Genomic DNA, 26,843 nt, shown 5'->3' on the forward strand with positions numbered 1-26,843 from the left:
GTGTCAGCATCTCCAGTAGCCGGATCTGGGATGTTCCCCGGGCGAAACTCTGTCTGTGCAATTGACTTTGTATCGAAGGATGTCCTGGAACTTTACCGGTGTGCCCAGGACAAGAGGCGAGAGTTTTTGTTCAGAAAAGTCGGACGATGACGAAAAGTATGCGTTCCCGAGATTTTGACCGGGGACGTGCAGGATTGGGTAACAAAGGCGGCATGAAACACTCGATGCGAGCGGGAGCCAGTGCTCCATGCGGAATTGGAGCACCCACGTTCCCGCGGCGCGCAGGATGCATTGCACCTCCTTGCTCGAGATGAGTGGGGCCACGGTGCCCGCCTGAGATGACATGCAGTTGGTAGCTCGTACGGTGGGCTGCGTTGACAACGGATCTTAGCCAGGGAATAGGCGACATGGTTGAACTTGCGCTGCCGAAGAATTCGAAGATGACGCCGGGCAAGGTCTGGCCCAAGCCGGTCGGGGCGACCAGTCTGAGGGAGTACCGCGTCTATCGCTGGGACCCGGAGGACGGCCGCAACCCGCGCATCGACAGCTATTTCGTCGATCTTGACGACTGCGGCCCGATGGTGCTCGACGGTCTGCTCTACATCAAGAACAAGATCGACCCGTCGCTGACCTTCCGCCGGTCCTGCCGTGAGGGCATCTGCGGTTCCTGCGCCATGAACATCGACGGCATGAACACGCTGGCCTGCACCAAGGGCATGGACGAGATCGCCGGCCCGGTGAAGATCTATCCGCTGCCGCACATGGACGTGGTCAAGGATCTGGTGCCCGACCTCACCCATTTCTACGCCCAGCATCGCTCCATCGAGCCCTGGCTGCACACCGAATCGCCGACGCCGCAGACCGAATGGCTGCAGAGCCGCGAGGACCGCGAGAAGCTCGACGGTCTCTACGAGTGCATCCTCTGCGCCTGCTGCTCCACCTCCTGCCCGAGCTACTGGTGGAACGGCGAGCGCTACCTCGGTCCGGCCATCCTCCTGCAGGCCTATCGCTGGCTGATCGACAGCCGCGACGAAGCGACCGGCGAGCGTCTGGACTATCTGGAAGATCCCTTCCGTCTCTACCGCTGCCACACCATCATGAACTGCGCCCAGACCTGCCCCAAGGGCCTCAACCCGGCCAAGGCGATCGCCGAAACCAAGAAGATGCTGCTGGAACGCCAGTTCTGAGGTTGGTGCGGCAGGTCTGAGGGCTTGGCTCCTCGCGCCTGCCTCTCTTCCTCCCAAGGGGGAAACATGGCGGCCATCGAGGACGGCACGGTGCTCTTCAGGCAGGGCCGGCGCCTGCCCGCAGATTTTGATCCGGCCGTTGTGACGGCTATTGATGCCAGGCTTGCACGCATTGCCGACAATCGCGGCGCAAGGCTCTTGATGGCGATCGAGAGCGGCAGCCGCGCCTGGGGCTTTCCATCCCCTGACAGCGATTATGATTGCCGCTTCCTCTATGTCCGGCCGGCCCGTGAATATGCCAGCCTCGTCCCGTTGCGGGATGTCATCGAGTTTCCCCTTGAAGGGGATCTGGACGTCAACGGCTGGGATCTGAGGAAGGCCCTGAAGCTGGCCCTCAAGGGCAACGCCGTCATCGTTGAATGGGCAACGGCTCCGATCCGCTATTGTGACCCGGACGGATTCCAGGCGCGTCTTGCGTCCTTGCTTGAACACATCGTGGATCCCCGTCTCGCCGCCCGTCATTACGCGGGACTGATCTCGACCGGTCTGGGGCATGTCGACATCGGGGCACCATTCCCGCTCAAGAAGCTGTTCTACCTTCTGCGTCCCATCGCTGCGCTGATGTGGATGCGCGACCGCGGCTGGAAGAAGCTGCCCCCCATGCGCTTTCAGGACCTCGTCGGCGATATCGAGTTGAGCGGCGAGGAATGCCGCGCCATCGAAGATCTGCTGGCCGCCAAGTCCGCTACACGCGAATTGGGAACAGGCTGCGTGCCTCAGGCGTTGACCGCGCTGATCGCGCGAGGCGATCAGGTGCGCGGCGATCTCCCGCCCCGGCCCTCCCGCGAGGGATGGCTGGAACCCGCCGTGAAACGGGCTGATACGTTCTTGTTGGCCGAAATACAGAAACTCGGCGCCTGAAGTGCATCTCGAATGCTCAATTCGTGAGCATGCTGGTTTTGTGTTCGCCCCTTCCCTCCGCGCTCAGTCTTCATCTGTCCGGGACGAGACTGGCGTCTGGCCCGCAAAAGCGTTTTGCTGATCTGCTTCCGGAGCGACTTTCGTCGCATCTCCAAAACTTGGCGCGCATCCTGCATTACCCTTCGAAAGGCGCTGTCGCCTGCCTTTGATCCTGCTGTCATCATAGCTACATGGGTTCAGGGCATCTCAGGCGGCGACGACGCCCGGCGCTGGCCGTTGCGGTTCGGCGGGCCACTGAACGTCCGGAGGTCATTGCCATGGGATATCTCAGTCACGGCCTGTTCAAGGATCAGGCGGCGGCGAAGGCAATCAGAGGCGTTTTCGTCATGCAGACAGTCGACATCTTGTTCCTGTGTGAAACCAACAGCGCCACCTCCCTGATGGCGGAAGCGCTGGTCAACCAGCGGTCCGACGGCAGCTATCGCGCTTTCAGCGCCGGCAGCCGCCCTGCCGCCGTGATCCTGCCGGAAGCGCGCATGGCCCTGCAGCAGCGGGCCATCCCCACGGACGGGCTTGAGCCCAAGTCCTGGACCATCTTCAACCTGCCCGGCGGGCTGAAGCCGCATATCGTGGTCGACCTTGCCACGGTCACCTGGACCGAACCGGAATGCGCCAAGCTCGCCGAATATGCGACGCTGCGCTGGCCGCTGCGCGATCCGGCGCTGGTCGAGCGCAAGGGCGAACGCCGCCAGATCACCGAGGCGGTACTCGGCGCGCTGATCACTCGGATCAACGGCGAACTCGTCCGTCGCGTCGAGGGCGCGCGCCATTCCATGGCCAGCGCGCTGGAAGCGCGCCCGGCCCAATGGGCCTGAGCGCTTTCAGCCGCAAATGAAATCAAGGTTTTGCAAGCTTTCACGGCTCGCAAAGCCACCACATAAAAAAGTGCCAAAGTCCCTTGCGCCGCTTCGCAACATCAGTATATTGCGCGCCGACGGCTTGTCCTTGGGTGAGCCGCTGGAGAGGTGGCCGAGTGGTTTAAGGCGCACGCCTGGAACGCGTGTATAGGGGAAACTCTATCGAGGGTTCGAATCCCTCCTTCTCCGCCAGAATTTCTTTTCAACGACATCGCCGTTGTTTTTTCCTCCGCTTGAATGCGAGCGGATGGCGTTGACATATCCGTGTTCACCTCGTCCATTTCTGATCGTTTTCCGGCCCTTCGAGCCTCTCCCGTCATGACCCCGGTCCCCTCCGTCCTCGCACGGGGCTGGTCAAGCACGCCTTCCTCGGTCTAGGAATGGGGACGAGGAGCCGCGTGGAGAGCGGCGCCGGATGGAGTGGGAGAAGACGCGGTGAGCAAAGAGAAGAGCGACGTCGAGATCAAGGCCTTTGTCGACGAACTCATGGGCAAGATGACCCTTGAGGAAAAAGCCGGCCAGATCACCCAGTATTTCAATTTCCTGCGGGTTCCCGAGGAATCGCGCCGCGTCGAGGCCGAGCTTGCCGCCGGCCGCTGCGGATCCATGCTGTTCGTGCCCAACGCCGAGGACATCAACCGCCTGCAGAAGATCGCGGTGGAACAGACCCGTCTCGGCATCCCCCTGCTGTTCGGCTACGACGTCATCCACGGCCTGCGCACCGCCATGCCCGTCCCCATCGCCGTTGCCGCGAGCTGGGACCCGGACCTGGCCGAGGAAGGCCAGTCCGTTGCTGCCGCCGAAGCGCGCGCCGTCGGCCTGCACTGGTCCTTCGCGCCCATGGTCGACATCGCCCGCGACCCGCGCTGGGGCCGCATCATCGAAGGCGCCGGTGAGGATCCCTATCTCGGCGCCGCCATGGCAGCCGCCCAGGTGCGTGGCTTCCAGGGCGCCTATGTGGGCGCGCCGGATCACGTGATCTCCGGCCCGAAGCATTTCGCCGGCTATGGCGCGGCCATCGGTGGCCGCGACTATGACGAAGCCAACATTTCCGACAACGAGCTGTGGAACGTCTACCTTCCGCCCTTCAAGGCCGCCATCGACGCTGGCGCCTATAACATCATGAGCGCCTACATGGGCCTCAACGGTGTGCCGGCCACCGGCAACAAGTGGCTGCTGAGCGACGTGCTGCGCGACACCTGGGGCTTCAAGGGCTTCGTGGTCACGGACGCCGGCGCCGCCTATGACCTCTGCACCCACGGCTATGCCGCCGACGTCGCCGACGCCGGTCTGCGCGCCCTCGACGCGGGCGTCGACCTCGAGATGGCGCCGCCCTTCGGCGAATCCGCCTATCGGACGCTGCCCCAGTCGGTGGCAGAGGGCAAGGTGTCGGAAGCCGACATCGACATTGCCGTGCGCCGGGTGCTGGAAGCCAAGGTGCGCATGGGCCTGTTCGACAATCCTTACGTGGACGTCAAGGAGGCCGAGGCCGTGCTCACCCGCCCGGCCCATCGCGACACTGCCCGCCGCGCCGCCGAACGGTCCGCGGTGCTCCTGCGCAACGACGGCGACCTGCTGCCGCTGCCGCGCGATCTTGCGTCCATCGCCGTCATCGGCCCGCTCGCCGATTCGGCCCGCGACACCGTCGGCCCCTGGATCTTCGAACAGGACGACAGCGAGACCGTTACCGTCCTCGCCGGCATCCGCGCCAAGGTCGGTGCGGCCACCCGCGTCGACTATGCGCAGGGCGTGACGCTGCCCGGCCGCTATTTCAAGTCGATCTTCGAGAATGACGAGCACAAGCAGACGCCGCGCCCGATCGTCGACGACACCATCGGCATCCAGCGCGCCGTCGATCTCGCCCGCAAATCCGACGTGGTGGTCCTGGTGCTCGGCGAAGGCCAGGTGCAGATCGGTGAACACGCCTCGCGGTCGTCGCTGGATCTGCCCGGCCGCCAGCAGGAGCTCATGGACGCCGTGATCGGCACCGGCAAGCCGGTCGTGCTGCTGCTGATGGCGGCTCGCCCGCTCGATCTCAAGGGCAGCTACACCCGCGCGCTCATGGGCATCTGGTATCCGGGCTCGCAAGGCGGCGCTGCCGTCGCCAACTTGCTGTTCGGCGACGCCGTGCCGGGCGGCAAGCTGCCCTATACCTGGCCGCGCAACATCGGCCAGATCCCCCTGCATTACGCCCAGCTCAAGTCGCACAAGCCCGATTGGGCGGCCGAGCGCTACTGGAACGAGCCCAACAGCCCGCTCTATCCCTTCGGCTATGGCCTGAGCTATGCCCGCTTCAGCTACGCCAACCTGCGCCTGTCGGCCAGCGCAATCGCCCCCGGCGCCACGCTGACCGTCAGTGTCGACGTCACCAACTCCGGCAAGGTGGGCGCCGACGAGGTGGTCCAGCTCTACATCCACCAGCGTCACGGCTCGTCGGCCCGTCCGGTGCGCCTGCTGAAGGGGTTCCGCCGCATTCCGCTCGCCGCCGGCGAGACGCAGACGGTGTCCTTCCCCCTCGGGCCCGACGAGCTCAGCCACTGGTCGGCGGCGAGCCGCTCGGTCGTGCTCGACGCGACCACCTTCGACGTCTTCGTGGGCGGGGACTCCACGGCTGACCTGACCGCCAGCTTCGACGTTCGCAAGGGCTGACCCGACACAAGCGCGGGGCATCAGGCACGTCTGATGCCCCGTCGCAACCGACCTCACTGGGCCGGCGTGGTCTCGGCCTTCACGCGGCGCTCGAGAAAGCCGAAGGCTTCGTCCATCAGGTGCGGCGTGTGCTGGCCCGGCGAACGGCGGGCGGCTTCCTCCACATAGTCGATCAGTGCCGGCTGGAACTTCGGATGGGCGCAATGGCCGATGATCGCCTTGGCCCGCCGCTTGGGCGAGAGCCCGCGCAGGTCCGCAAGGCCCTGTTCGGTGACGATCACCTGCACGTCATGCTCGGTATGGTCAACGTGGGTGACCATCGGCACGATCGAGGAAATGCTGCCGCCCTTGGCGGTCGACGGCGTCATGAAGAAGGACAGGTAGGCGTTGCGGGCAAAGTCGCCCGAACCGCCGATGCCGTTCATGATGCGCGTGCCGCCGATATGGGTTGAGTTGACGTTGCCATAGATGTCGGCCTCGATCAGGCCGTTCATGGCGATGACGCCGAGCCGGCGGATCACCTCCGGGTGGTTGGAGATTTCCTGCGGTCTCAGCAGCACCCGCTGCCGGTAGAAATCGAGATTGCGCAGGAACTCCGCATAGCCGTCCGGGCTCAGCGACAGCGCCGTTGCCGAGGCAAAGCTGAGCTTGCCCGAGGCCAGCAGCTTCAGCATGCCGTCCTGCAGCACTTCCGTATAGGCCGTCATGCCGGTGAAGGGGCTGTGTTCCAGCCCGTCCATCACCGCATTGGCCACATTGCCGACGCCCGATTGCAGCGGCAGCAGCTCCTTGGGCAGGCGCCCCTTGCCCACCTCATGGCCGAGGAAGTCGATGATATGCTGGGCAATCGCCATCGATGTCTCGTCGGGCGGGGTGAAGGCGGTGTTTCGGTCCGGTGCGTGCGTTTCGACGATGGCCACGATCTTCGACGGGTCGCAGCGCAGATAGGTTTCGCCGATGCGATCGCCGGCCGCCACGATCGGGATCGGCTTGCGGTGCGGCGGCACCTGCGTGCCATAGTAGACGTCGTGCATGCCCTCGAGCCGCGCGTCCTGCCAGCTGTTGACCTCGAGGATCACGTGCTCGGCCTGGTCGAGCCAGGTCTTGTTGTTGCCGATCGACGAGGAGGGGACAAGGCTGCCATCCTCGCGGATGGCGGTAACCTCGACCACGGCATAGTCGAGCTTGCCGAGGAAGCCGAACCAGGCGTGCTGGGCCACATGCGACAGGTGGATGTCGATATATTCCATCTTGCCGGCGTTGATGCGCTCGCGGCAGGTGGGATCGGACTGATAGGGCAGGCGCAACTCGATGCCGTCGACCTTGGCCAGCGCTCCATCCAGTTCCGGCGCCGTCGAGGCCCCGGTCCAGACGCTCACCTTGAACGGCCGGCCGGCCGCATGCTCGGCCTCGATGCGGCTAGCGAGCGCCAGCGGAATCGACTTGGGATAGCCCGAACCGGTGAAACCGCTCATGCCCACCGTCGCGCCCGAGGGGATGAGGGCGGCGGCGGCATCGGCGGACATGATCTTGTCCTGGACGGTGGAGGCGAGAATGTGGGAAGGGGACTTCATCAGGGGGCATCCGGGTCGAGGCTTCGATGCGGCAGTCCTGCAGGCGGCATGGGCGCGAGACGAGGACGTTGGGCACCGGATCTGGCGGCAAGGGCTCCCGCTCCCGCCACCACCTGTGTGGTGCGGGATCAAGAACCCACGGTGAACGGTTCCTGGAGCGCTTTCCGACCTGACGGAATCGTCAGGTCGACAAGAAATCGCTCCAGAGTCAAGAGCTTGAGCAGCCGCTTTTCGATCATGTTGTTTCAACATGATCGGCGGGTGCTCCAGGCGTTTCCAGCGGGACTGTGCCGCCCCGTTCTGTGTTGCGGCGGTGGCTTGCGCCAAGGCCGCATGTTGGCCGTCAAGGTGGACCTTGAGCCGGCTTGCGAGCGGGCTTGCCTTGCGGCCATCATCCGCTCGCACCCGGTGGTCAGTCCGGTGCATGCGGCATGCTGTCGCAGAAAGTGAAGCTCCTCCCGGCGGCGACCGTGGCCAAAGCGCCCGGGCGAATCAAGATCGCCCTTCGGCTAAGCACTCAAACCGAGGGACCAAGCTCCGCTTGTTCGGCATGGTGCGGCGGTGCTAAACGGAGGCAGAAAATCGTTCCTGTTTCGGGGGAGATGCACGTGAAGGAGACGCCGTCCATAGGTCTCGGCACCATCGATGCTGTGCCCTTGCACGAGCTGGTCTATCGCCGCCTCAACCACGCCCTGATGGCCGGGCGCATCCGGCCGGGCCAGAAGCTCACCTCGCGCAAGCTGGCGCAGGAGCTGGGCACCAGCGACATGCCGGTCCGCGCCGCCTTGCAGAAGCTGCAGGCGCTGAAGGCGCTCGAACCCTTGCCCAACGGGTCGCTGGTTCTGCCGGCAATGACGCGCGATCGCTTCGCCGACCTCACCGCCAGCCGCCTCATCTGCGAGCCGGCGGCCACCGAGGCGGCCGTCGCCCGCATCGGCAAGGCCGACCTGCGCAGCCTGCGCAAGAGCTGCGCCGCCCTCACCGACGCGGCCCGCAGCCAGGATGTCGACGAGTATCTGCTGCGCAATCACGAGTACAAGTTCCTCATCTACCGGGCCAGCGGCTCGGAGTCGCTGCTCTTCCTCATCGAGACGCTCTGGCTGCAGGTCGGTCCCTTCCTGCGTCAGCTGGGCACGAGTTTCGCCGCCGGCTTCGGCGAGATCCTCAAGATCGACTTTCACGAGGAAGTCGCCGAGGCGCTGGAGCGCGGTGACGGGCGGGCTGCCGCCGAGGCGATCCGGATGGACATCTCCAAAGGCGCCGAACAGTTGCTGCAAAGCGACGTCTTCGCGCCGCCGCCGGCCCGCTGAGGCTTGCGTTCCAAGCTTGAATTTTGCGATCGCAGATCGTAAAACGCCGTGCCATGACAGCGGGAAATGCACAGTGTTCCGTTGTTCTGGGATGGGTAGAAACACCAGGGATGACCGACGAGCCGGCCCGCGCCCGGCCGGACTGGCGGTTCCGCAAGACGAGTTCGACCATGACCCTTTCCTCGCCTGCGGGCGCATCCATCGACGAGGCTCTGGATTTCCTGGCCCGCTATCCCGACGTCCAGGCGATCGACATCGTCATGACCGACTGCCATGGCATCGGCCGCGGCAAGATCATCCGCCGGCACGAGCTTGAGTCGCTCTATACCTCCGGCCGCTCCATGCCCGCCTCGCTGTTCGGCCAGGATGTCGCCGGCTATGACGTGGAAAGTTCCGGCGTCGTGGTGGCCGACGGCGGTGACAAGCGCTGCTGGCCGCTGCCCGGCACGCTCGGCATGATGCCGCACACCGGCCGTGGCCAGGTGCTGGTCACCATGTATGATGGCGACACGCCCTTCGTCGCCGAGCCGCGTCCCGTCCTGGTGCGCCAGATCGAGCGGGCCTGCGCCGCCGGCTTCGCGCCCAAGGGCGCCTTCGAGCTCGAGTTCTATCTGATCGATCGCGAGCGCGGCGCCGATGGCCGCTATCATCCGGCCCGCTATGCGCTGACCGGCCGCCGCTCGCCCCATCGCAACACCATGGCGGTCGACGAACTCGACGAGATGGCGCCGCTGTTCGAGGCCATCTACGCCGGTGCCGAACATCTCGGCCTGACACTGGAAGCGCTGATCTCCGAATATGCCGTCGGCCAGTATGAGCTGACCATCCGCTATCGCGACCTGCTGTCGGCCGCCGATGACGTGATCATCGCCAAGCGGCTGATCCGGTCCTGCGCCCGCAGGTTCGGCATGGAAGCCTGCTTCATGGCCAAGCCCTTCGGCACCGAGGCCGGCTCGGGCATGCACCTGCATCTGTCGCTCGCCGATTCCGATGGTGCCAATCTCTTCGCCGACCAGGCGGACGGTTCCCTCAGCCCGCTGATGCTGAACGCCATCGCCGGCATCCGCCACACCGTGGCCGACACCATGCTGGTGCTGGCGCCCTTCCTCAACTCCTGGCGCCGCTTCGCCTCCACCTCCTATTCGCCGGCGTCCGACGACTGGGGCATCGAGAACCGCAATGTGGCGCTGCGCGTGCCTGCCACGGGCGCCAAGAGCCGGCATTTCGAGCATCGCGTCGCCGGCGTCGATTCCAACCCCTATCTGGTTGCCGCGGTCACGCTGGCCGGCGCACTGGACGGCATCGAACAGCGGCTCGACCCCGGCGCGCCGCTGGAAGGCGGGCCGCGTGTCGACGGTCGCGCCTCGCTGCCGCGCAGCTGGCTCGACGCCATCGATCTGGCCGAGCGCTCCGAGTTCCTGCGCACCGTGCTGGGTCCGGTCTTCCACAAGGCCTTCGTCGCCATCAAGCGCGCCGAGCATGACCAGCTCGCCATCGAGGTGACCGAGCAGGAATGGACGCTCTACGGCTTCACCGTCTGATCGCCGTTCCGCTCGCGGCCTCGGTCATCGTATAGTCCGGGACAGGGAACCGAATCGGCCGCTGGAAGGCGTGCCGTGCAAGGGAGGAACCATGTCCGAGCTGAGCGTTGCTTTTCCGCCGCATCCCCTTGAGGCCTGCGCTCCGGATACGGTGCGCGTGCGCCTGACCACGTCCGGAAACGGCGCGCGCACCTTCGACATGAGCACCACGGCGCCGCAGCGGGAAGGCGCGCCGCAAGAGCGCCAGCTCTCCGACAAGCCGGGGGACCTGCGCACGCTCACCGGCAGCCTGCTGCTTGACGCCCTGTTCACCCAGGCGATCGACGATGCCCGCCTCAATGCCGTCAGCTCGATCCGCGACGGTGCCTATCGCTATGGCGAGCCGATCCCCTGCGACTGCTTCCAGACCGGCGAGAAATGGACCTATGTCTGGACGCGCGACGTCTCCTACGCCACCGATCTCGGCATCGCCCTTGTCGATCCCGAGCGGGCCGCCACCTCGCTGCTCTACAAGGTCAGCGCCTTCCGGCCTGGGGTGACGCCGCCGGAGGGGCTGCCGGCCGACAGCCTGCAGATCATCCAGGATACCGGTTCGGGTGGCAGCTGGCCGGTTTCCACCGATCGCGTTTCCTGGGCGATCGGCGCCGAACGTCTCCTCACCATGCTCGGGGGCGAAGCGCGCCGCAGCTTTGCCGCCACCGCCTATCTCGCCCTGCGCGGCACGCTCGAAGCCGACCGCGAGGCCGTCTTCGACCCCGCCGACGGGCTTTATGGCGGCGAGCAGTCCTTCCTCGACTGGCGCACCCAGACCTATGCGCCCTATGTGGTCCATGACCTCACCGAGATTGCCCGCGCCAAGGCACTCTCCACCAACGTCTGCCACTATCGCGCCCTGCGCCTCGCCGCCCGCCTCGCGCGCGAGCATGCGGAACCTGCCGTCGCAACCCGCTATGACGGCTGGGCCGAGGCCCTCAAGAGCGCCATCAACACGGTCTTCTGGCTGCCCGAACACAACCTCTATGCCAGCCTGACCACGCCGGACAGCCCGGCCCGGGCGATCGCCAAGTTCGACCTGCTCGGACTGGCGCTGGCCATCCTCTCCGGCATTGCCGACGGGGCGAGGGCGCGTGCGATCCTCGCCGCCTATCCGCAGGCGCTCTTCGGTCCGTCGGTGGTCTATCCGCAGCAGCCCGACACTTTCGTCTATCACAACCGCGCCATCTGGGCCTTCGTCACCGCCTACGGACTGGAAGCGGCCGCGCGCGTGGGCGCCGTCGCTGCGGCCGACGCGGCCTTCGCCTCGCTGACGCGGGCCGCCGCGCTGGCGCTCGACAATGTGGAGAACCAGGAATGGCTGACCGGCCGCACCTGGTATGACGACGGCCCGGCCATCTCCTCGCGCCGCCAGCTGTGGTCCATCGGCGGCTATGTCGGCATGGTCGCGCGCGTCCTGTTCGGCTTCGCCCCCGACGATACCAGCCTCAACCTCACGCCGTTCCTGACCGCCGCCATGCGCGCGGCGCTGCCTGAGGATAGCGCCCTGCTTGAAGGGTTGATTTGGCGCGGCAAACGCCTTTCGATCCGTCTCCAGCTGCCGCCGGCCTCCGCCCTCTCGGGCCATTACCCGCTCGCCGAAATCCACCTCAACGGCGCCGTCGTCTCCGGTCCGATCGCCGAACAGGACCTTCTGGCCGACAACCTGATCGAGGTGCATTTCGGCCCGCTGATCCCGGCCACCGACGCCATTCGCCTGGTGCCGCAAGTGCCGCTCGCTTCCCACGACGATCCACGCGTCTTCTCCCCGCACGAACCTGTCATCACCGATCTCGTCATCACCGACGGCAAGGTGCGCCTCAATTTCGAAGGGCAGATCCCGCAGTCGGGACGACGCGACAAGCTGGTCTTCACGGTGCTGCGCGATGGTCAGCTGGCGGAAAGCGACATCGACGCCAATGTCTGGTTCGATCCCGTGCCGCTGCAAGCCGGCGTCGGTCGGTCCTATCGCGTCATCGCCGCCTTTCCCGAGGGTGGCAACGCCTCGCATGTGTCGCGCCCGGCCATCGTCGAGGCGGGCACCGTCACCGCTTACGGTCTTGCCGGTCTCGTCGTCGGGCCGGACGGCAGCTTGCGCGTTCCCGGCATCGAGGTGGCTGACGCAGGCACCTATGCCCTCGACCTCACCTACGCCAACCACCATTTCCACATCCAGACCGGCGTCACCAATGCGGTCAAGCGGCTGACCATCCGCGACGCCGCCGGGGCGACCGTGGCCTCCGGCATCGTGCAGATGCCGCACCTGCCGCCGATCACCCGCCTCAACCAGTCGACGTCGGTCACCGCCACCCTGCCAGCCGGCCGCTACGAGGTGGAGATTTCCGACTATTTCAACATGAGCTATCTCGTGGCCAACGAGACCTATATCAGCCCCGGCGGCATGACCGGGCCGCTGAACACGGCGGATATGCGCAGTGTCAATCTGCGGCGCGTGAAGTAAGGCGCTGCCGTCGTCCGGCTCAGGCGGCGGCAGCGGCTTCGAGGGCCGCGACGGCTGCCGTCAGTTCGCTCCTGTAATAGCCGCCTTCCAGACAGTGAGAGGCCTGCTCAAGGATCTTGAGCTCGCTGAGGTGCGGCAGCACGGCTGCGATCTCGCGCACATTGGCGAGCGGGGTCACCGGATCGAGCACGCCCGCCACCACGGCGACCGGCAGGGTGAGACGAGTGGCGAGCGGGAAGATGTCATGCTCTGGCCATTCCGCAATGGCGCGCGGCACCTCGCGGGCGAGAATGGCAAGGGCTTCAGGGCCCTGGGCTTTCCGTGCTTCCAGCTGCCGGGCGCCCGAGGTGAAGGGCGATACCAGCAGGAGATGACGGGTGCGGTCGCGGAGATCCGTCGCCGCAAGCCGGGCGGCCGAGTAGCCGCCCATGCTGTGCCCAGCCAGCGCGAAATAGTCCCCCGTCCAGCCGATCTCGTCGGCATGGCCCAGGGCCCAGTCGGCGGCGCGGAGCGCGTCGCGCGTATGGGAGGCGAGCAGAAAGTCCCTTTCCTCGCCGGCGCTGTCATTCCAGGCCGACCCGGTGCAATTGGGCGCCACCACCACATAGCCCTGCGCCACATAGGGGCGGATGATCTTCAGCATGTGCGGCGCGTGCGACAGGCCATTGCGGCCGTGCACCACCAGGGCAAGCTTGTCCCGCGCGCCCTCATCCTGGCGGAACACCTCGACCGACATGCGCGCGTCGGCATCATCGGCTGCATCGGATGCGCCGAAGCGGATCAGCCTGTGCCTCATGCCCTCACCTCCGCCTGCAGATGCGGGCTGGAAAAGCCGAGCCGCCGGAGCCCGCCGAGCACTTCCGGGCAGGACATGAACAGCCGCCACAGCAGCCCGGAGCGGTGGTTCTCGATCATCACCACGATCGGCCCCTGGTCGATGGCAAGATGGCTCTCGGCCACCCAGTTGCGATAGGGCGTGAAGCTGTCGGCAAAGCCGCGCGGCCCGAACAGCCGGCCGTCCATCGCCGTCAGGAAATGCTTGAGCGCCGCCATGGATTCAGCGGGCACGTAAGGAAACGAGCCCAGCGCCGCCGTCGGCGTGATCACCCCATGGTCGTTGGACGGCGAGTGGGCATTGTAGCCCTCGTGATTGTCCGAGGCGGTCAGGCCCCAGCATTCCGGCCCGTAGCCCGCAAAGCCCTTGGGATTGACGATGCAATGGGTGCGATTGATCTTCGCATGCGCCACATTCTGCGCGAAATAGTCGGCATAGGCGTCCGTGAGGCCGCGCGGGTCGAGACCCAGGAAGGAATAGTGGGTGAAGAACAGCGGCCCGCCCCGATCCGGGCCGAGCGCCAGCCGCTCGCCGTAGACCGTCCGGCCATTGGCAAAGTCGCGCCCCTTGGCCCAGGAGCCGTGATAGGTCGAAGGATCGACCGCGTGCGTCGGCGAGGAGGCCGCCAGCACATGGGTGATCAGGCATTCGTTCCAGCCGGTGATGGCGTGGTTCATGGCCCAGCCGAAATTGGGGCTCCAGTGCCACAGCAGCGCCCCGTCGGCCGGCCGCACATGGAAAGCCCAGTCGACCGCCCGCCACAGGTTGTCGATGCGCGCGGCCAGCTCTGGCCGATCCTTGCGGACAGATTGCCGGGCCGTCAGCAACCCCGCCATCAGGAAGGACGTCTCCACGAGATCCGCCCCGTCGTCGCGCGGGGTGAAGGGGATGGTCCGTCCCGTCTCGCCATTGAGGAAATGCGGGTAGACGCCGTGATAGCGATCGGCGCGCTCGAGAAAGCCGACGATGGTGGCGATGCGGTCGAGCACGCCGTCGCGGGGAAGGAAGCCGCGCTCGGCACCGGCGACCATCGCCATGATGCCGAAGCCGGTGCCGCCCGTGGTCACCGTATCCTCAGGCGCATAGCCGAAGGCGTTGTTGTCGCGCTCGCGCGCCATGCCGCTGACCGGATGGCCGTAGTCCCAGAAATAGCTGAGCGTGTTGCGCTGAACGAGGTCCAGAAGGGCCGCGTCGTCGAGCAGTGAGTAATCGCAGTCGCCCATGGCGCCCTCCGTCAGTTCCAGCTGATGCGCACGTGCTGCGTATCGCGTGAGGATCGGCCGACGTGGATGTCATAGTCGCCCGCCTCGCGGATGCGCGTCAGGTCGTCGACCGATGTGGCCACGGAGAAGGCAAGGTCGCCGGCCAGCAGCGTGAAGCTCACTTCGGCGCTTTCGCCCGGCTCCAGCGCTACCTTGGAGAAGCCCTTGAGCTGCTTGACCGGTCGGCTCACCGAAGCCTTGAGGTCATGCACATAGAGCTGCACCACCTCCGCCGTCGGCCGCTTGCCCATGTTGGTGACCGAGACCGACACCGTCAGGCGATCGTCGTCGCCCGCGAGCGCCACCTTGTCGACACGCGGCGGTCCATAGGCCACCGGCGCATAGGTGAGTCCGAAGCCGAAGGGGAACAGGCCGTCGTTGTGCGGCACCTCGTCGGGCATGTCCACATAGCCCGAGGTGAACTTCTGGAAGCGTCCGGGGAAGGGGCGACCGGTCGGCAGGTGGGCATAGGTCACCGGCACCTGGCCCACCGCATAGGGGAAGGTGGCCGGCAGGCGTCCGGTTGGCGACTGCGCGCCGAACAGAACGTCGGCAAGGCCGTGGCCGATCTCCGTGCCGCCGAACCAGGCGACCAGCAGGGCGTCGGCGAGCTCGGCTTCCTCGGTGAGCGCCAGCGGCCGTCCGGTCATCACCACCACCACCAGCGGCTTGCCGACGGCTTTCAGCGCCCGAATGAGCTTTTTCTGCGGCTCGGGGATCAACAGGTCGATGCGCGAGGACGATTCGCCCGAATATTCGCGCGCTTCGCCAACCACCGCCACCACCACATCGGATTGGCCGGCGAGGTCCACGGCCTCCGCCAGCATCTCCTCGGCCGTCCGGTCGTCGATGACAACGGAAAGGTCCTTCCAGTCATGCACGTTGAGCCGGGCGGCCAGCACCCGATCGTCGACGATGTTGGCGCCCTTGGCATGGAGGATTTCGGCCGCACCGGCCGCAGCTTCTCTCAGGCCCTCAAGAATCGGCACCACGGTGGAGGGCGATCCACTCACCGCCCAGGTGCCGTTCATGTTGACCCGGTCGTCGGCCAGTGCGCCGATGAGGGCAATGCGGCCCTTCTTCCCGAGCGGCAGCAGGTCGTGCTCGTTCTTGAGCAGCACCGAGGCGGCGGCGACGGCCTGTCGCGCCACGGCGCGGTTGGCCTCCGTCAACACGCTCTGCGTCGCCCGGCCCCAGGTGATGCGGTGATAGGGATCGTCGAACAGGCCGAGGTCGGCCTTGGCTTCCAGTACGCGCCGGCAGGCCGCGTCGATTTCCGCTTCGTCGATCAGCCCGGCCGCCACCGAGGCGCCGAGCGTATCGAGATAGGCTTCCGCCACCATGTCGCAGTCGACACCGGCCTTCAGCGCCAGCCGCGCCGCTTCGGCCTTGTCGCCGGCCACCGCATGCGCGATCAGCTCCTGCACGCCGGTATAGTCGGCCACCACCAGTCCGCGGAAGCCGAGACCCTGTCGCAGCACCCGCTGGATCAGCGTGGCATTGGCATGCATGGGCGTGCCGTTCAGCGTGTTGAAGGCCGCCATCACCGAACCGGCACCCGCCTTCACGCCCGCAGCGAAGGGCGGCAGGTAGATGTCGTGCAGCGTCGCCGGGCTCATGTCGACGGCGTCATAGTCGCGTCCGCCGACGGCGCCGCCATAGCCGACATAATGCTTGAGGCAGGCCATCACCGAGGTCGGCGCGGAGAGGTCCGATCCCTGGAAACCGCGCACCATGGCCTCGGCATAGCGGGAGGCGAGGACCGGGTCCTCGCCCGGGCTCTCGGCGATGCGGCCCCAGCGCGGCTCTCGGCAGACGTCCACCATCGGTGCGTAGACCTGGTCGATGCCGATCGAGCTTGCTTCCACGGCGGCAATGCGCGCCGTCTCTTCCACCAGCTTCATGTCCCAGGAGGCAGCCAGCGCCAGCGGCAGCGGGAAGATCGTCTTCTGACCGTGGATCACGTCCTCGGCAAACATCAGCGGGATCTTCAATCGCGACTGGGCTGCGAGGTCCTGAAACACCCGCACCGCCTCGGCCGACTTCACCCCGAAGATGGCGCCGATCCGGCCTGTCTTGATCTTGTCGGCCACGTCGGTGTTGACCACCGTGCCGGTCAGCGTCTCGCCGCCGGGCGTGACGAGGTTCAGCTGACCGATTTTCTCGGCCAGTGTCATGCGGCTGAGGAGGTCGTCGATGAAGGCGATGGACTTGGGCATCTTCAGGCGGTCCCTTGCTGCCGGCGACAGAGCCGGCAAGGCTGATTCTGATCGTAATATGTTGATATTGAACTGATTTGCGCGGCGTGTCGCGATCCCTCGTTCATTCCTTGTGGCGCATGGCCATCACGGCGGGGCGGGCGCCGGCCTGCGACACGCGCGGCAGCGGACGCGTCGGCGTGACGATCGGCTCGATGCCGGCGCGGCCGTTTTCGATGTTGAGGATGGCGTTGTAGAAGCTGCGTCCGAGCGCATCGGTCGGCGGCGAGGGCTCGTGCATCACGGCGATGACCATGGCGTCCGGGCAGCGCTGCTTGATCAGGCGGTGGAACTCGTTGCGCGCTTCCGGATCGAGCGCGGCGGTCGCCTCGTCGAGGAACAGCACGTTGGGCTGATGCAGCAGGATGCGCGCCAGCACCACCTTCTGCTTCTGCCCGCCCGACAGCACGTCGTCCCAGCGCCGGCCCTTGCAGAAGGGCTCGCCCATATGCTCGATGAACTCGCCGAGCCCGACCGCATGCAGGATGGCGGCGATCTCCAGGTCGCGATGCGCCACCTCATTTTCCGGCATGCACACCAGCTGCTTCAGGCTCGCCTGCGGCAGGCGCGTGTCCTGGCAGGCGTAGAGCTGGCGCGCGCCCGACGGCATGGTGATGCGCCCGCGCCCATAGGCCCACAGACCGTTCATCGCCTTGATCAGGCAGGATTTGCCCGAGCCCGAGGGACCGCGCACGAACACCCACTGGCCCGGCTTCACGGTGAACTTGGCCACCCGCAGGAAGGGCGCCGCCTCATGGCCGGCAAACATCAGCTCGAGGCCCTGCACGGTCATGCCCTGATCGGCCGGCTGCGTGTCGTAATAGAAGTCGGAAATGCCGGTCTCGCGATAGAAGGCCTGCGAATCCTGCACCCGCTCGATGGCGTCCGCCAGCTGGATCACACGGTCGGCGTTGGCGCGCAGGTTGGCGATGTCGGGCATCACCTGGATCAGCCAGGAGCAGTCGTTGATCAGCTCGCTCGCCAGTTCCGAGCCGGTGATGTAGTTGCGGAAGGAGAGGCCGCCCTGCATGTAGGCCGGCAGGCTGGGCAGGTAGGACACCACCTTCTGCGTCAGGAAGGTATAGAACAGGTTGAACGACAGGAAGCCCGCCGACACCTTGTTCTGCTGCGCCCAGGTCCGGTCGATCGCCGCATAGTGGCGGCGGTGAATGCGCGCCTGCACATATTCGCCGTTGGCCGCAGCCACGGGCAGGACGCGCCGCACCAGCATGGCCAGTTCCGCGCGATAGGTGCCCTCGTTGCGCTGCATGGCAACATTCAGCGCTTCGATCATCTTGCCGATGCGCAGCGCGATCAGCGTCGACAGCGGCACATAGGTCACCGCCAGCACGAACACCAGAAAGGCGCTGGCATAGGTGCCGAGCACGTCGAGCCCCTGAATGGCCACCGAATTGGCAATCAGCATTTCGCCGACGAAATAGACCGAGGTCACCACCGAGAACAGGCCCATGGCCATGCCGAGCGTGTTGCCGGTCATCGCCTTGATGGAATCCTGGATGCGCTGGTCGATGTTGTCGGGAATGTTCGACGGCGCATCGTCTGCGGGGGTGCCTTGCGCCAGCAGGTGATAATAGGCGCGCCGGTCGTTGAGCAGCGCCGTGTTGAACTGCACGTCCAGCCACTCGCGCCATTTGCGATGCAGCGTCGCCGAGAAATAATGGCGCAAGCCGAGGAACACCGACAGTTTCAGCGCCGACAGCCCCACCAGAACCGCGGCGGCCGTCAGGACTTCCTGCACCGCCTGGTCGGCGGGCAGGTCATGAAACCCGGCGATGGACGAGAAGAAGGTGCCGGAGGCCTGCGCCACCCAGACCCCGCTCTTGCTGGCGGCGGCAGACAGGAGAGCAACGGCCAACGTCAGACCCCAGGCTTCCTTCCAATGGTCGGAAATCCAGTATGCCTTCAGCAGCCCCCAGAAGCTGCGCATGGACGAGACCGGGGTTTTCAGCGCGGCTACTCCCGAACGTGCCGCCCTGAACAAGGGCGGACTGAATTGGTAGCGTGATCTTCAAAGTTTAAACAAGCATTTAAGTTGATTTCCTTCGCTTTCTAGACAAAGGAATATGATGAAAATCCCAGTGGGAATCTTCCTGATTTGATTTGACGCAAGAGTTGCTCAGGCATGAGGCGCGCCCAAATGTGCGGCGCACAAATTCGACTTCCGGTATTCTCTGCAATACCGCTTTGCCGATGGAACCCGCACCGATGCCTTTCCCAAGGCCGGCGGCATCTGCTACAAAGATCGTTCAGGAGTCATGGCTGTGATCAGCCCATGGGGAGTGTCGAGATGCGATTGAGTGCCGTTGCATGCCGGGGTCTTGCCGCCTTGGGCCTTGCCCTAGTCCTCTCCGCCTGCATCCCCACCGATCGTCCGCGGCCCTATGCGCACCTGCCGGCGGTCGAGGATCAGAAGAAGGACATTGCTGTCCTCCGCAATCGCGGCGTCATCAACTACGAGACGGCGGCTCGCCGCCAGTTCGAGTTCGAGCGCGCCAATTACGCGCTCACCGACGCCGAACTCGGTCTGTGGCACACGGCCTTCCTGTATGCGCGCCAGTATGATCGGCGGGAGATCACGCTGCAGGACTATCAGGCGCGGATCGCCACCCTCTTCGACGGCTACGCCGTCAAGCCCTGACATCGCCCCGCCGCACGGCGCCGACGAGGGTCGCAAGCACCGCCGCCAGCAGCAGCGGCGTCAGCGACACATGCGTCAGCATGGCGATGGAGCGGGCGATCAGCGGCAGCACGAACAGCGCGGCCAACAGGCTCTTCTGCCAGGGCGCAAAGCCCCTTTCGATCCCGTTCAGCGCAAGGCAGGCGATGGGAACGGCCAGCAGCACCAAGTCATAGTCGAGCACATAGGGCGTCGATAGCGGGATGGCAAAGCCGAGCGCGGCGGCCCTGAGATAGCCGTCTTCGGTCCGCCACCACACGAAGGCCGTCACCACGGCCGCCAGCGCCAGTCCGGCGAACTGAACGGCATAGGCAAGCGGCAGCGGCGCGCCGAGCCCCATGGCCGCCGAGAACAGGCTGACGATCTTCGGCCATCCCGTCGCCCCTTCCTCCAGCACCACCGATTGGGTGAGGCTGAGGGACTGGCGGAAGGCGAGCCAGGTGTCGAGACCGAAGGCAAGCGCCGACGCACTCGCCGTCAGCAGCACCGTCACCGCAGCCGCGGCAATCGCCGTCCAGGCCCGCGCCGCCAGGAGCGCGACGGGAATCAGCAGGCCGAACTGCGGCTTGTAGGCCATCAGGCCGAACAGCACGCCGGAGACGACCGGCCGCCGCTCCAGCGTCATCAGCGCTGCACCGAACAGACCGGTAGTGAGAAAGCCGTTCTGGCCATGGCCGAGATTGGCGAACACGCCTGGAAAGGCCAGCGCCAGCAGAACCCCGTGGCGCAGGCGTCCGACCAGCGCCCGCAGCACCGCCGCATAGCCGGCCAGTGTCGCGGCCATGTAGAGTCCCAGCGCCGGCAGATAGGGCAGGCTCGCCAACAGGGCGGCCAGCGCCAGGAACATCGGCGGATAGTGCCAGCCGAAATATTCGTCATAGGGTACCACGGCCTGTTCCGCCGCCCGGTGCTTCTCCCAGTCGTAGGCGTCGGCGGGGTGGCCCTGCTGCACCAGCACGCCGGCGGCGTAGACGTTGAGGAAATCCGGCCCGAGCGGCTTGCCGGTCATGTCCACATTGCCGTGGCTGAGCGCCAGCCAGCCGATGACGATGGCCACCGTCGCGCCCAGGAAGATGCGGCCATAGACGAGCACGCGTTCGGCCGTCAGCCAGTCGCCGCTGCGGACCCGCGCGAGCAGCGAGACGGGCGGAGTTGGGGCAGGCTGGGCGTTCGGCACGGCGACCTCGGAAACGGTGACTTCGGCCCCGCACCATGCCCGACAAAGGCGAATTCTTCGTCAATGGTCCGCCCGCCGTCCGTCTTTGGTCGATTGCGCCGAATGGGTGATTGGCGGCGCCGATCAGGGGATTTATGTTGCACTGCCGCAAATCGAGGGAGTGCCCCCGTGTCCGATCCGATCGCCGAAGTCCGTCCGCGCCGCAGCGTGCTCTACATGCCCGGCTCCAACGCCCGCGCGCTGGAGAAGGCCAGAACGCTCGCCGCCGATACGCTGATTCTCGATCTTGAGGACTCCGTCGCTCCCGAGGCCAAGGACGAGGCCCGTCGTCTCGTCGGCGAGGCCGTTACCGCCGGTGGCTACGGTCCGCGCGAGATCCTCATCCGCATCAACGGTCTGTCCACTCCCTGGGGCGCTGACGATCTCGCCGCCGCGCTTGCCGCCCGTCCGCAGGGCATCCTGGTGCCGAAGGTGCAGAGCGCGGCCGAACTGGCGCGCCTCAACGAGGTCATCGTCAAGGCCGATCCCGCCGGCCGCATTGCCCTCTGGGCCATGATCGAGACGCCGCTCGCCATTCTAGACATCCGCTCGATCGCCGCTTTTGCCACTGCGCCGGGCTCCCGCCTTGTCGGCTTCGTGCTCGGCACCAACGATCTGTCCAAGGAAACCGGCACCGCCATCGTGCCCGGCCGCGCGCCCATGATGCCCTGGCTGATGCTGGCCATCGCCGCCGCCCGCGCCTTCGGTCTGACGGTGATCGACGGCGTGTTCAACGGTCTCGACGATGACACCGGCTTTCTCGCCGAATGCCGCCAGGCGCGCGAGATGGGCTTTGACGGCAAGACGCTGATCCATCCCCGCCAGATCGACGGCGCCAACGCGACCTTCGTACCCGATCCCGCCGAGATCGCCTGGGCCCGCCGCATCGTCGAGGTCTTCGCCCTGGCCGAAAACGCCGCCAAGGGCGCCCTGCGCATCGACGGAAAGATGGTCGAGCGCCTGCATGCCGACATGGCCGTCAAGCTCCTGCAGCTCGTCGATGCCGTCGAGGCGCGCGCCACAGCCGTTGCCGCTTGACAAGGCCGGGCGAAGGGCGGCAGGACGATCTCCCACCTTCAGCGGAAGATCCGTCCATGAAACTCTATCGCTTCATCACCGGTCCCGACGACGCCACCTTCTGCCACCGCGTCACCGCCGCCCTCAACAAGGGCTGGCAGCTGGCAGGCTCGGCCTCCCTGACCTTCGACGCCGTGCAGGGCCGCACCATCTGCGGCCAGCCGGTGGTCAAGGAAGTCGAGGGTGTCGACTACACCCCCGACATCAAGCTCGGCGAATGGTGAGACCGTCTTCTCCGCCGCTCAGATGGCGGTGAAGCCGTTGTCCACGAACAGCTGAACGCCGTTGACGAAGCTCGCATCGTCGCAGGCGAGGAACAGCGCCGCCTTGGCCACGTCTTCCGGCTCGCCGATGCGGCCCTGCTGGGCCGCGATCGCTGCATCGGACACGTCGACACCCAGTGCCTGCAGCTCCTTCACCTCGCGCAGCCCGTGCGGGGTGCGGATGAAGCCGGGGCAGACGGCATTGCAGCGGATGTTGCGGTCGCGGAACTCCACGGCGATGGCGCGGGCAAACATGTGGCAGGCGCCCTTGGTGGTGTCGTAGAGCACTTCCATCGGCGTCGCCGCCACGGCCGAGATCGACGAGGTGCAGACGATCGACCCGCCGCCCGCCGCGATCATCGACGGCAGCACCGCCTTGGTCATCAGGAACATGGAGCGCACGTTGATGGCGTGCAGCCCGTCCCACTCCTCGACGGTCGTCTCCAGGAACGGCTTGATGACGATGGTGCCGGCGTGGTTGAACAGCACGGTCACCGGCCCGAAGCGCTCGATCACCGCTGCCACTGCGGCGCCCACGGCCGCCTCGTCGGAGACGTCGGCCGCAAAGAAGGCCGCTTCGCCGCCGGCCGCGATGATGTCGGCCACTGTCTGCGCCCCGGCCTGCGCATTGCGGTCGACCACCGCCACCTTGGCGCCTTCGGCCGCAAACAGCAGCGACGACGCCCGCCCCATGCCCGTCGCGCCACCCGATATCAGCGCCACTTTCCCCTGAAGCCTGCCTGCCATGATCCCCTCGCTTTTCTGAACACGACATTTTGCTTCCTCAAACGAAACCGAAATGCCTCGGACTGTCCAGCCCCTTGATTCCTTGGACCACTGCGTGTACGAGCCGCGCTTCCCGCTGCGGAGCCGTCTGGTTTTCCGCTGGTCGTCTCGCCGTTGAACGGGTCCGAATCCCGGCCGGCGCCAACAAAGGTCAGACATGTCTCGCAAGAAAAAAGGTACGGTCCACGGCTGGGTGGTCTTCGACAAGCCCGTGGGCATGACGTCGACCCAGGCCGTCGGCGCCATGAAGCGCATTTTCGGCACCCCCAAGGCCGGCCATGCCGGCACGCTCGACCCGCTCGCCTCGGGCATGCTGCCCATCGCGCTGGGGGAGGCCACCAAGACCGTGCCTTACGTCATGGACGGCGCCAAGGTCTATCGCTTCACCGTTCGCTGGGGCGCCGAGACCACCACGGACGATCTGGAAGGTCCCGTCACCGTCACCTCCGATCATCGCCCGACGCCTGAGGACATCGACGCCATCCTCGACGAGTTCGAGGGCGAGATCGAGCAGACCCCGCCGGCCTTCTCCGCCATCAAGGTGGACGGCGAGCGCGCCTATGACCTTGCCCGCGCCGGCGAGGAAGTGGTGCTCGAAGCCCGCACCATCGTCGTCCATCGCATCGATCTCGTCGATTGCCCCGATGCCGACACTGCCATCTTCGAAACCGAATGCGGCAAGGGCACCTATGTCCGCGCCATGGCCCGCGACATGGGCCGCCGCCTCGGCACCGCCGGCCACGTCATCGACCTGCGCCGCCTTGCGGTCGGCCCCTTCGCTGAAGAGCACATGGTGACCCTCGAGACGCTCGACGCCGCCAAGGCGGGCGAAGATCCCGAGCGGGTGTTCGAACTCCTGGCTCCCGTCGACGCGGCCCTGTCGGAACTGCCCGACATCACCGTCACTGCCGACCAGGCCGTCCGCATCCGCAACGGCAATCCCGTGCTTTTGCGCGGCCGCGACGCGCCGATCGAAGAAGAGGCCATCGCCGTCTATGACCGCGACGGACTGATGGCCATCGGCAAGGTGGAGCATGGCGAACTCAAGCCCGTCAGGCTGATCCTGCCCTCCTGACCGGCAAACAATCGCGCTGGCTTTTCACCCGGCTTTGGAGTAGAGAAGCGCCAACCTGATGACCCAGGTTCACCGACCCGGCTGGACGACATCCCGGCCGGGCCATTTTTGTTTTCTGTCTCAAAGGAGAAATCCGATGTCGATCACTGCCGAGCGCAAGGCCGCGCTGATCAAGGAATATGCCACCGCCGCTTCGGACACCGGTTCGCCGGAAGTTCAGGTCGCGATCCTCTCGGAGCGCATTTCCAACCTGACCGGCCACTTCAAGAGCCACGTGAAGGACAACCATTCCCGCCGCGGCCTTCTGAAGCTGGTCAGCCAGCGTCGTCAGCTTCTGGACTACCTGAAGCGCAAGGACGAAGCGCGCTATGCCGCTCTGATCGCCCGTCTCGGCCTGCGCCGCTGACCAGGGTCGGTTGAAGTCACGGGGTGCCGGCTCGGGTCGGCACCCCGAATACCATCGGCTCCAAGGGGAGCCGCCAATCCGACGGAAGGACCTGCGCCGCAGGCCGTTCCGGACCGGTGCAGGCCACAACGGGGCAGGATTGCCAGGCGCTTTTCGAAGGTTTCAAAAGCGCCTCGCCGTCTTGCCCGTGGATCTCGCGCCGGCAACGAAAAGAAAGATATGACGCATGTTCGATACCCATAAGGTCGAAATCGACTGGGCCGGTCAGAAGCTCACGCTTGAGACGGGCCGCATTGCCCGTCAGGCCGATGGCGCCGTGCTCGCCACGCTGGGCGAGTCTTCCGTGCTCGCCACCGTCGTCTCCGCCAAGGAGCCCAAGCCCGGCCAGGACTTCTTCCCCCTCACCGTCAACTACCAGGAAAAGGCCTTCGCGGCCGGCAAGATCCCGGGTGGCTATTTCAAGCGCGAGGGGCGTCCCTCCGAGCATGAGACGCTGACCTCGCGCCTGATCGACCGCCCGATCCGCCCGCTGTTCCCCGAAGGCTACAAGTGCGACACCCAGGTGATCGTCACCGTGCTCAGCCATGACATGGAGAACGCTCCGGACATCCTCGCCCTGGTCGCCGCCTCCGCCGCGCTGACCATCTCCGGCGTGCCCTTCATGGGCCCGGTGGGCGCTGCCCGCGTCGGCATGATCGACGGTGCCTATGTCCTCAACCCGCCGATCGACAAGATGGTCGATTCCAAGCTCGACCTCGTGGTCGCCGGTACGGGCGACGCCGTGCTGATGGTTGAGTCCGAGGCCCAGGAACTGGACGAAGCCACCATGCTCGGTGCCGTCATGTTCGGCCACAAGGGCTTCCAGCCGGTGATCGACGCCATCATCCGTCTGGCCGAGCGCGCCGCCAAGGAGCCGCGCGAGTTCGTCGCCAACGACGTGTCCGAGATCGAGAAGGCCGTGCTCGACATCGCCGAAGCCGATCTGCGCGCCGCCTACAAGATCACCGTCAAGCAGGACCGCTATGCCGCCGTCGACGCCGCCAAGGCGAAGGTGATGGGCGCCCTGTTCCCGGAAGGCGAAGAGCCGAAGTTCTCCAAGGAAGTCGTCGCCGGCGTGTTCAAGGAACTGCAGGCCAAGATCGTCCGCTGGAACATCCTCGACACCGGCAGCCGCATCGACGGTCGTGACCTGAAGACCGTCCGTCCGATCGTCGCCGAAGTCGGCGTGCTGCCGCGCGCCCATGGCTCGGCCCTGTTCACCCGCGGCGAGACGCAGGCCCTCGTGGTCGCCACCCTCGGCACCGGCGAGGACGAGCAGTTCATCGACCTGCTGGAAGGCACCAAGAAGGAAACCTTCCTGCTGCACTACAACTTCCCGCCCTATTCGGTTGGTGAAACCGGTCGCATGGGCTCGCCCGGCCGCCGCGAAATCGGTCATGGCAAGCTCGCCTGGCGCGCCGTTCACCCGATGCTGCCGAACCATCACGAGTTCCCCTACACCATCCGCGTGGTGTCGGAGATCACCGAGTCCAACGGTTCGTCCTCCATGGCCACCGTCTGCGGCTCCTCGCTCGCCCTGATGGACGCCGGCGTGCCGCTGAAGTCCCCGACCGCTGGTATCGCCATGGGTCTGATCAAGGAGGGCGATCGCTTCGCCGTCCTGTCGGACATCCTGGGTGACGAAGATCACCTCGGCGACATGGACTTCAAGGTGGCCGGTACCGCCAATGGCGTCACCTCGCTGCAGATGGACATCAAGATCACCGGCATCACCGAGGAGATCATGAAGGTCGCCCTCGAGCAGGCCAAGGGCGGTCGCGAGCACATCCTCGGCGAGATGGCCAAGGCCATCACCGGTGCCCGCACCTCGCTCGGCGAGCATGCTCCGCGCATCGAAGTGATGAAGATCCCCGTCGACAAGATCCGTGAAGTCATCGGTTCGGGCGGCAAGGTCATCCGCGAGATCGTCGAGAAGACCGGCGCCAAGATCGACATTCAGGACGACGGCACCGTGAAGTTCGCTTCCAGCGACCTCAAGGCCATCACCGCCGCCATGAACTGGGTGAAGGGCATTGCCGCCGAACCCGAGATCGGCGCCATCTACGAGGGCACGGTCGTCAAGTGCGTCGACTTCGGCGCCTTCGTCAACTTCTTCGGCACCCGCGACGGCCTCGTGCACGTCAGCCAGCTCGCCCCGCAGCGCGTCCAGAATGTCAAGGACGTGGTCAAGGAAGGCGACAAGGTCTGGGTCAAGCTCATGGGCTTCGACGAGCGCGGCAAGGTCCGCCTGTCCATGAAGGTGGTCGACCAGGCCACCGGCCAGGAGATCAAGTCCGAGGAGAAGGCCGAGGGTTGATCCTCGCCTTCCGTTGAA

Annotated in this window: 20 protein-coding genes and 1 tRNA gene; 14 read left to right on the top strand and 7 right to left on the bottom strand. The window is 65.9% G+C overall.

Going from position 1 to position 26,843, the window contains the following annotated elements; all coding sequences use genetic code 11:
* Positions 1-407: 407 nt before the first annotated feature.
* From L2I41_RS06035 to bglX (L2I41_RS06055), 5 genes are all read left to right on the top strand, one after another.
* On the top strand, positions 408-1,187 hold the full coding sequence (locus tag L2I41_RS06035) for a succinate dehydrogenase iron-sulfur subunit (protein WP_237152624.1): 780 nt from the start codon (positions 408-410) through the stop codon (positions 1,185-1,187).
* Between the two features lie 66 nt (positions 1,188-1,253).
* On the top strand, positions 1,254-2,108 hold the full coding sequence (locus tag L2I41_RS06040) for a nucleotidyltransferase domain-containing protein (RefSeq protein WP_237152625.1): 855 nt from the start codon (positions 1,254-1,256) through the stop codon (positions 2,106-2,108).
* A gap of 317 nt (positions 2,109-2,425) precedes the next feature.
* Positions 2,426-2,983, top strand: coding sequence for an arsenate reductase/protein-tyrosine-phosphatase family protein (locus tag L2I41_RS06045; protein WP_237152626.1), 558 nt, complete (start codon positions 2,426-2,428; stop codon positions 2,981-2,983).
* 144 nt (positions 2,984-3,127) lie between these two features.
* Positions 3,128-3,217, top strand: a tRNA-Ser gene (locus tag L2I41_RS06050).
* 243 nt (positions 3,218-3,460) lie between these two features.
* A complete protein-coding gene (gene bglX / locus L2I41_RS06055) occupies positions 3,461-5,674 on the top strand; it encodes a beta-glucosidase BglX (RefSeq protein ID WP_237152627.1) in 2,214 nt (737 codons plus the stop codon).
* A gap of 53 nt (positions 5,675-5,727) precedes the next feature.
* Here bglX (L2I41_RS06055) and scpC read toward each other — a convergent pair whose 3' ends face one another.
* Positions 5,728-7,248, bottom strand: a complete 1,521-nt coding sequence (gene scpC, locus L2I41_RS06060) for a succinyl-CoA:acetate CoA-transferase ScpC (RefSeq protein WP_237152628.1) — start codon at positions 7,246-7,248, stop codon at positions 5,728-5,730.
* 608 nt (positions 7,249-7,856) lie between these two features.
* Here scpC and L2I41_RS06065 point away from each other — a divergent pair.
* The 3 genes from L2I41_RS06065 to L2I41_RS06075 all read left to right on the top strand — a co-directional run bounded on the left by L2I41_RS06065 (position 7,857) and on the right by L2I41_RS06075 (position 12,593).
* Entirely contained in the window at positions 7,857-8,558 is a 702-nt protein-coding gene (locus L2I41_RS06065) for a GntR family transcriptional regulator (RefSeq protein WP_237152629.1), read from the top strand.
* A gap of 110 nt (positions 8,559-8,668) precedes the next feature.
* On the top strand, positions 8,669-10,099 hold the full coding sequence (locus L2I41_RS06070; protein ID WP_237152630.1) for a glutamine synthetase family protein: 1,431 nt from the start codon (positions 8,669-8,671) through the stop codon (positions 10,097-10,099).
* Between the two features lie 91 nt (positions 10,100-10,190).
* Positions 10,191-12,593 (top strand): MGH1-like glycoside hydrolase domain-containing protein, encoded by a 2,403-nt coding sequence (locus tag L2I41_RS06075; protein ID WP_237152631.1) that lies wholly within the window; start codon positions 10,191-10,193, stop codon positions 12,591-12,593.
* Between the two features lie 19 nt (positions 12,594-12,612).
* On the opposite strand, the gene L2I41_RS06080 is transcribed toward L2I41_RS06075, so the two are convergent.
* From L2I41_RS06080 to L2I41_RS06095, 4 genes are all read right to left on the bottom strand, one after another.
* Positions 12,613-13,389, bottom strand: coding sequence for an alpha/beta fold hydrolase (locus L2I41_RS06080; protein ID WP_237152632.1), 777 nt, complete (start codon positions 13,387-13,389; stop codon positions 12,613-12,615).
* Entirely contained in the window at positions 13,386-14,651 is a 1,266-nt protein-coding gene (locus tag L2I41_RS06085; RefSeq protein WP_237152633.1) for a glucoamylase family protein, read from the bottom strand. Before L2I41_RS06085 ends, L2I41_RS06080 begins: the two co-directional genes overlap by 4 nt.
* Positions 14,652-14,662: 11 nt before the next feature.
* Positions 14,663-16,948: a beta-glucosidase BglX gene (gene bglX, locus L2I41_RS06090; RefSeq protein WP_255720122.1), complete on the bottom strand. Its 2,286-nt coding sequence runs from the start codon at positions 16,946-16,948 to the stop codon at positions 14,663-14,665.
* A gap of 64 nt (positions 16,949-17,012) precedes the next feature.
* Positions 17,013-18,896 carry an ABC transporter ATP-binding protein/permease gene (locus L2I41_RS06095; RefSeq protein WP_237152635.1) on the bottom strand — a complete coding sequence of 628 codons (1,884 nt, stop codon included), beginning with the start codon at positions 18,894-18,896 and terminating at the stop codon, positions 17,013-17,015.
* A gap of 366 nt (positions 18,897-19,262) precedes the next feature.
* Here L2I41_RS06095 and L2I41_RS06100 point away from each other — a divergent pair, with 366 nt between their 5' ends.
* The gene (locus tag L2I41_RS06100) at positions 19,263-19,607 is read left to right on the top strand and encodes a hypothetical protein (protein WP_237152636.1); all 345 of its coding nucleotides are present in this window, start codon (positions 19,263-19,265) and stop codon (positions 19,605-19,607) included.
* Here L2I41_RS06100 and L2I41_RS06105 read toward each other — a convergent pair.
* Positions 19,597-20,823, bottom strand: a complete 1,227-nt coding sequence (locus L2I41_RS06105) for a glycosyltransferase family 87 protein (RefSeq protein WP_237152637.1) — start codon at positions 20,821-20,823, stop codon at positions 19,597-19,599. The genes L2I41_RS06100 and L2I41_RS06105 overlap by 11 nt on opposite strands.
* 168 nt (positions 20,824-20,991) lie before the next feature.
* Between L2I41_RS06105 and L2I41_RS06110 the strand changes: the two genes are divergently transcribed.
* Both L2I41_RS06110 and L2I41_RS06115 read left to right on the top strand, forming a co-directional pair.
* Positions 20,992-21,900 (top strand): HpcH/HpaI aldolase/citrate lyase family protein, encoded by a 909-nt coding sequence (locus L2I41_RS06110; RefSeq protein WP_255720123.1) that lies wholly within the window; start codon positions 20,992-20,994, stop codon positions 21,898-21,900.
* Between the two features lie 56 nt (positions 21,901-21,956).
* Positions 21,957-22,163, top strand: coding sequence for a DUF1737 domain-containing protein (locus L2I41_RS06115; RefSeq protein ID WP_237152638.1), 207 nt, complete (start codon positions 21,957-21,959; stop codon positions 22,161-22,163).
* Between the two features lie 18 nt (positions 22,164-22,181).
* On the opposite strand, the gene L2I41_RS06120 is transcribed toward L2I41_RS06115, so the two are convergent.
* Positions 22,182-22,949, bottom strand: a complete 768-nt coding sequence (locus tag L2I41_RS06120) for an SDR family NAD(P)-dependent oxidoreductase (protein WP_237152639.1) — start codon at positions 22,947-22,949, stop codon at positions 22,182-22,184.
* A gap of 196 nt (positions 22,950-23,145) precedes the next feature.
* Between L2I41_RS06120 and truB the strand changes: the two genes are divergently transcribed.
* The 3 genes from truB to pnp all read left to right on the top strand — a co-directional run bounded on the left by truB (position 23,146) and on the right by pnp (position 26,825).
* Positions 23,146-24,063 (top strand): tRNA pseudouridine(55) synthase TruB, encoded by a 918-nt coding sequence (gene truB, locus L2I41_RS06125; RefSeq protein ID WP_237152640.1) that lies wholly within the window; start codon positions 23,146-23,148, stop codon positions 24,061-24,063.
* 136 nt (positions 24,064-24,199) lie between these two features.
* On the top strand, positions 24,200-24,469 hold the full coding sequence (gene rpsO / locus L2I41_RS06130) for a 30S ribosomal protein S15 (RefSeq protein ID WP_237152641.1): 270 nt from the start codon (positions 24,200-24,202) through the stop codon (positions 24,467-24,469).
* A gap of 226 nt (positions 24,470-24,695) precedes the next feature.
* The gene (pnp, locus tag L2I41_RS06135; RefSeq protein WP_237152642.1) at positions 24,696-26,825 is read left to right on the top strand and encodes a polyribonucleotide nucleotidyltransferase; all 2,130 of its coding nucleotides are present in this window, start codon (positions 24,696-24,698) and stop codon (positions 26,823-26,825) included.
* Positions 26,826-26,843 lie beyond the last annotated feature (18 nt).

It is taken from the genome of Oryzibacter oryziterrae, from assembly GCF_021864535.1.
Classification (GTDB): domain Bacteria; phylum Pseudomonadota; class Alphaproteobacteria; order Rhizobiales; family Pleomorphomonadaceae; genus Pleomorphomonas; species Pleomorphomonas oryziterrae.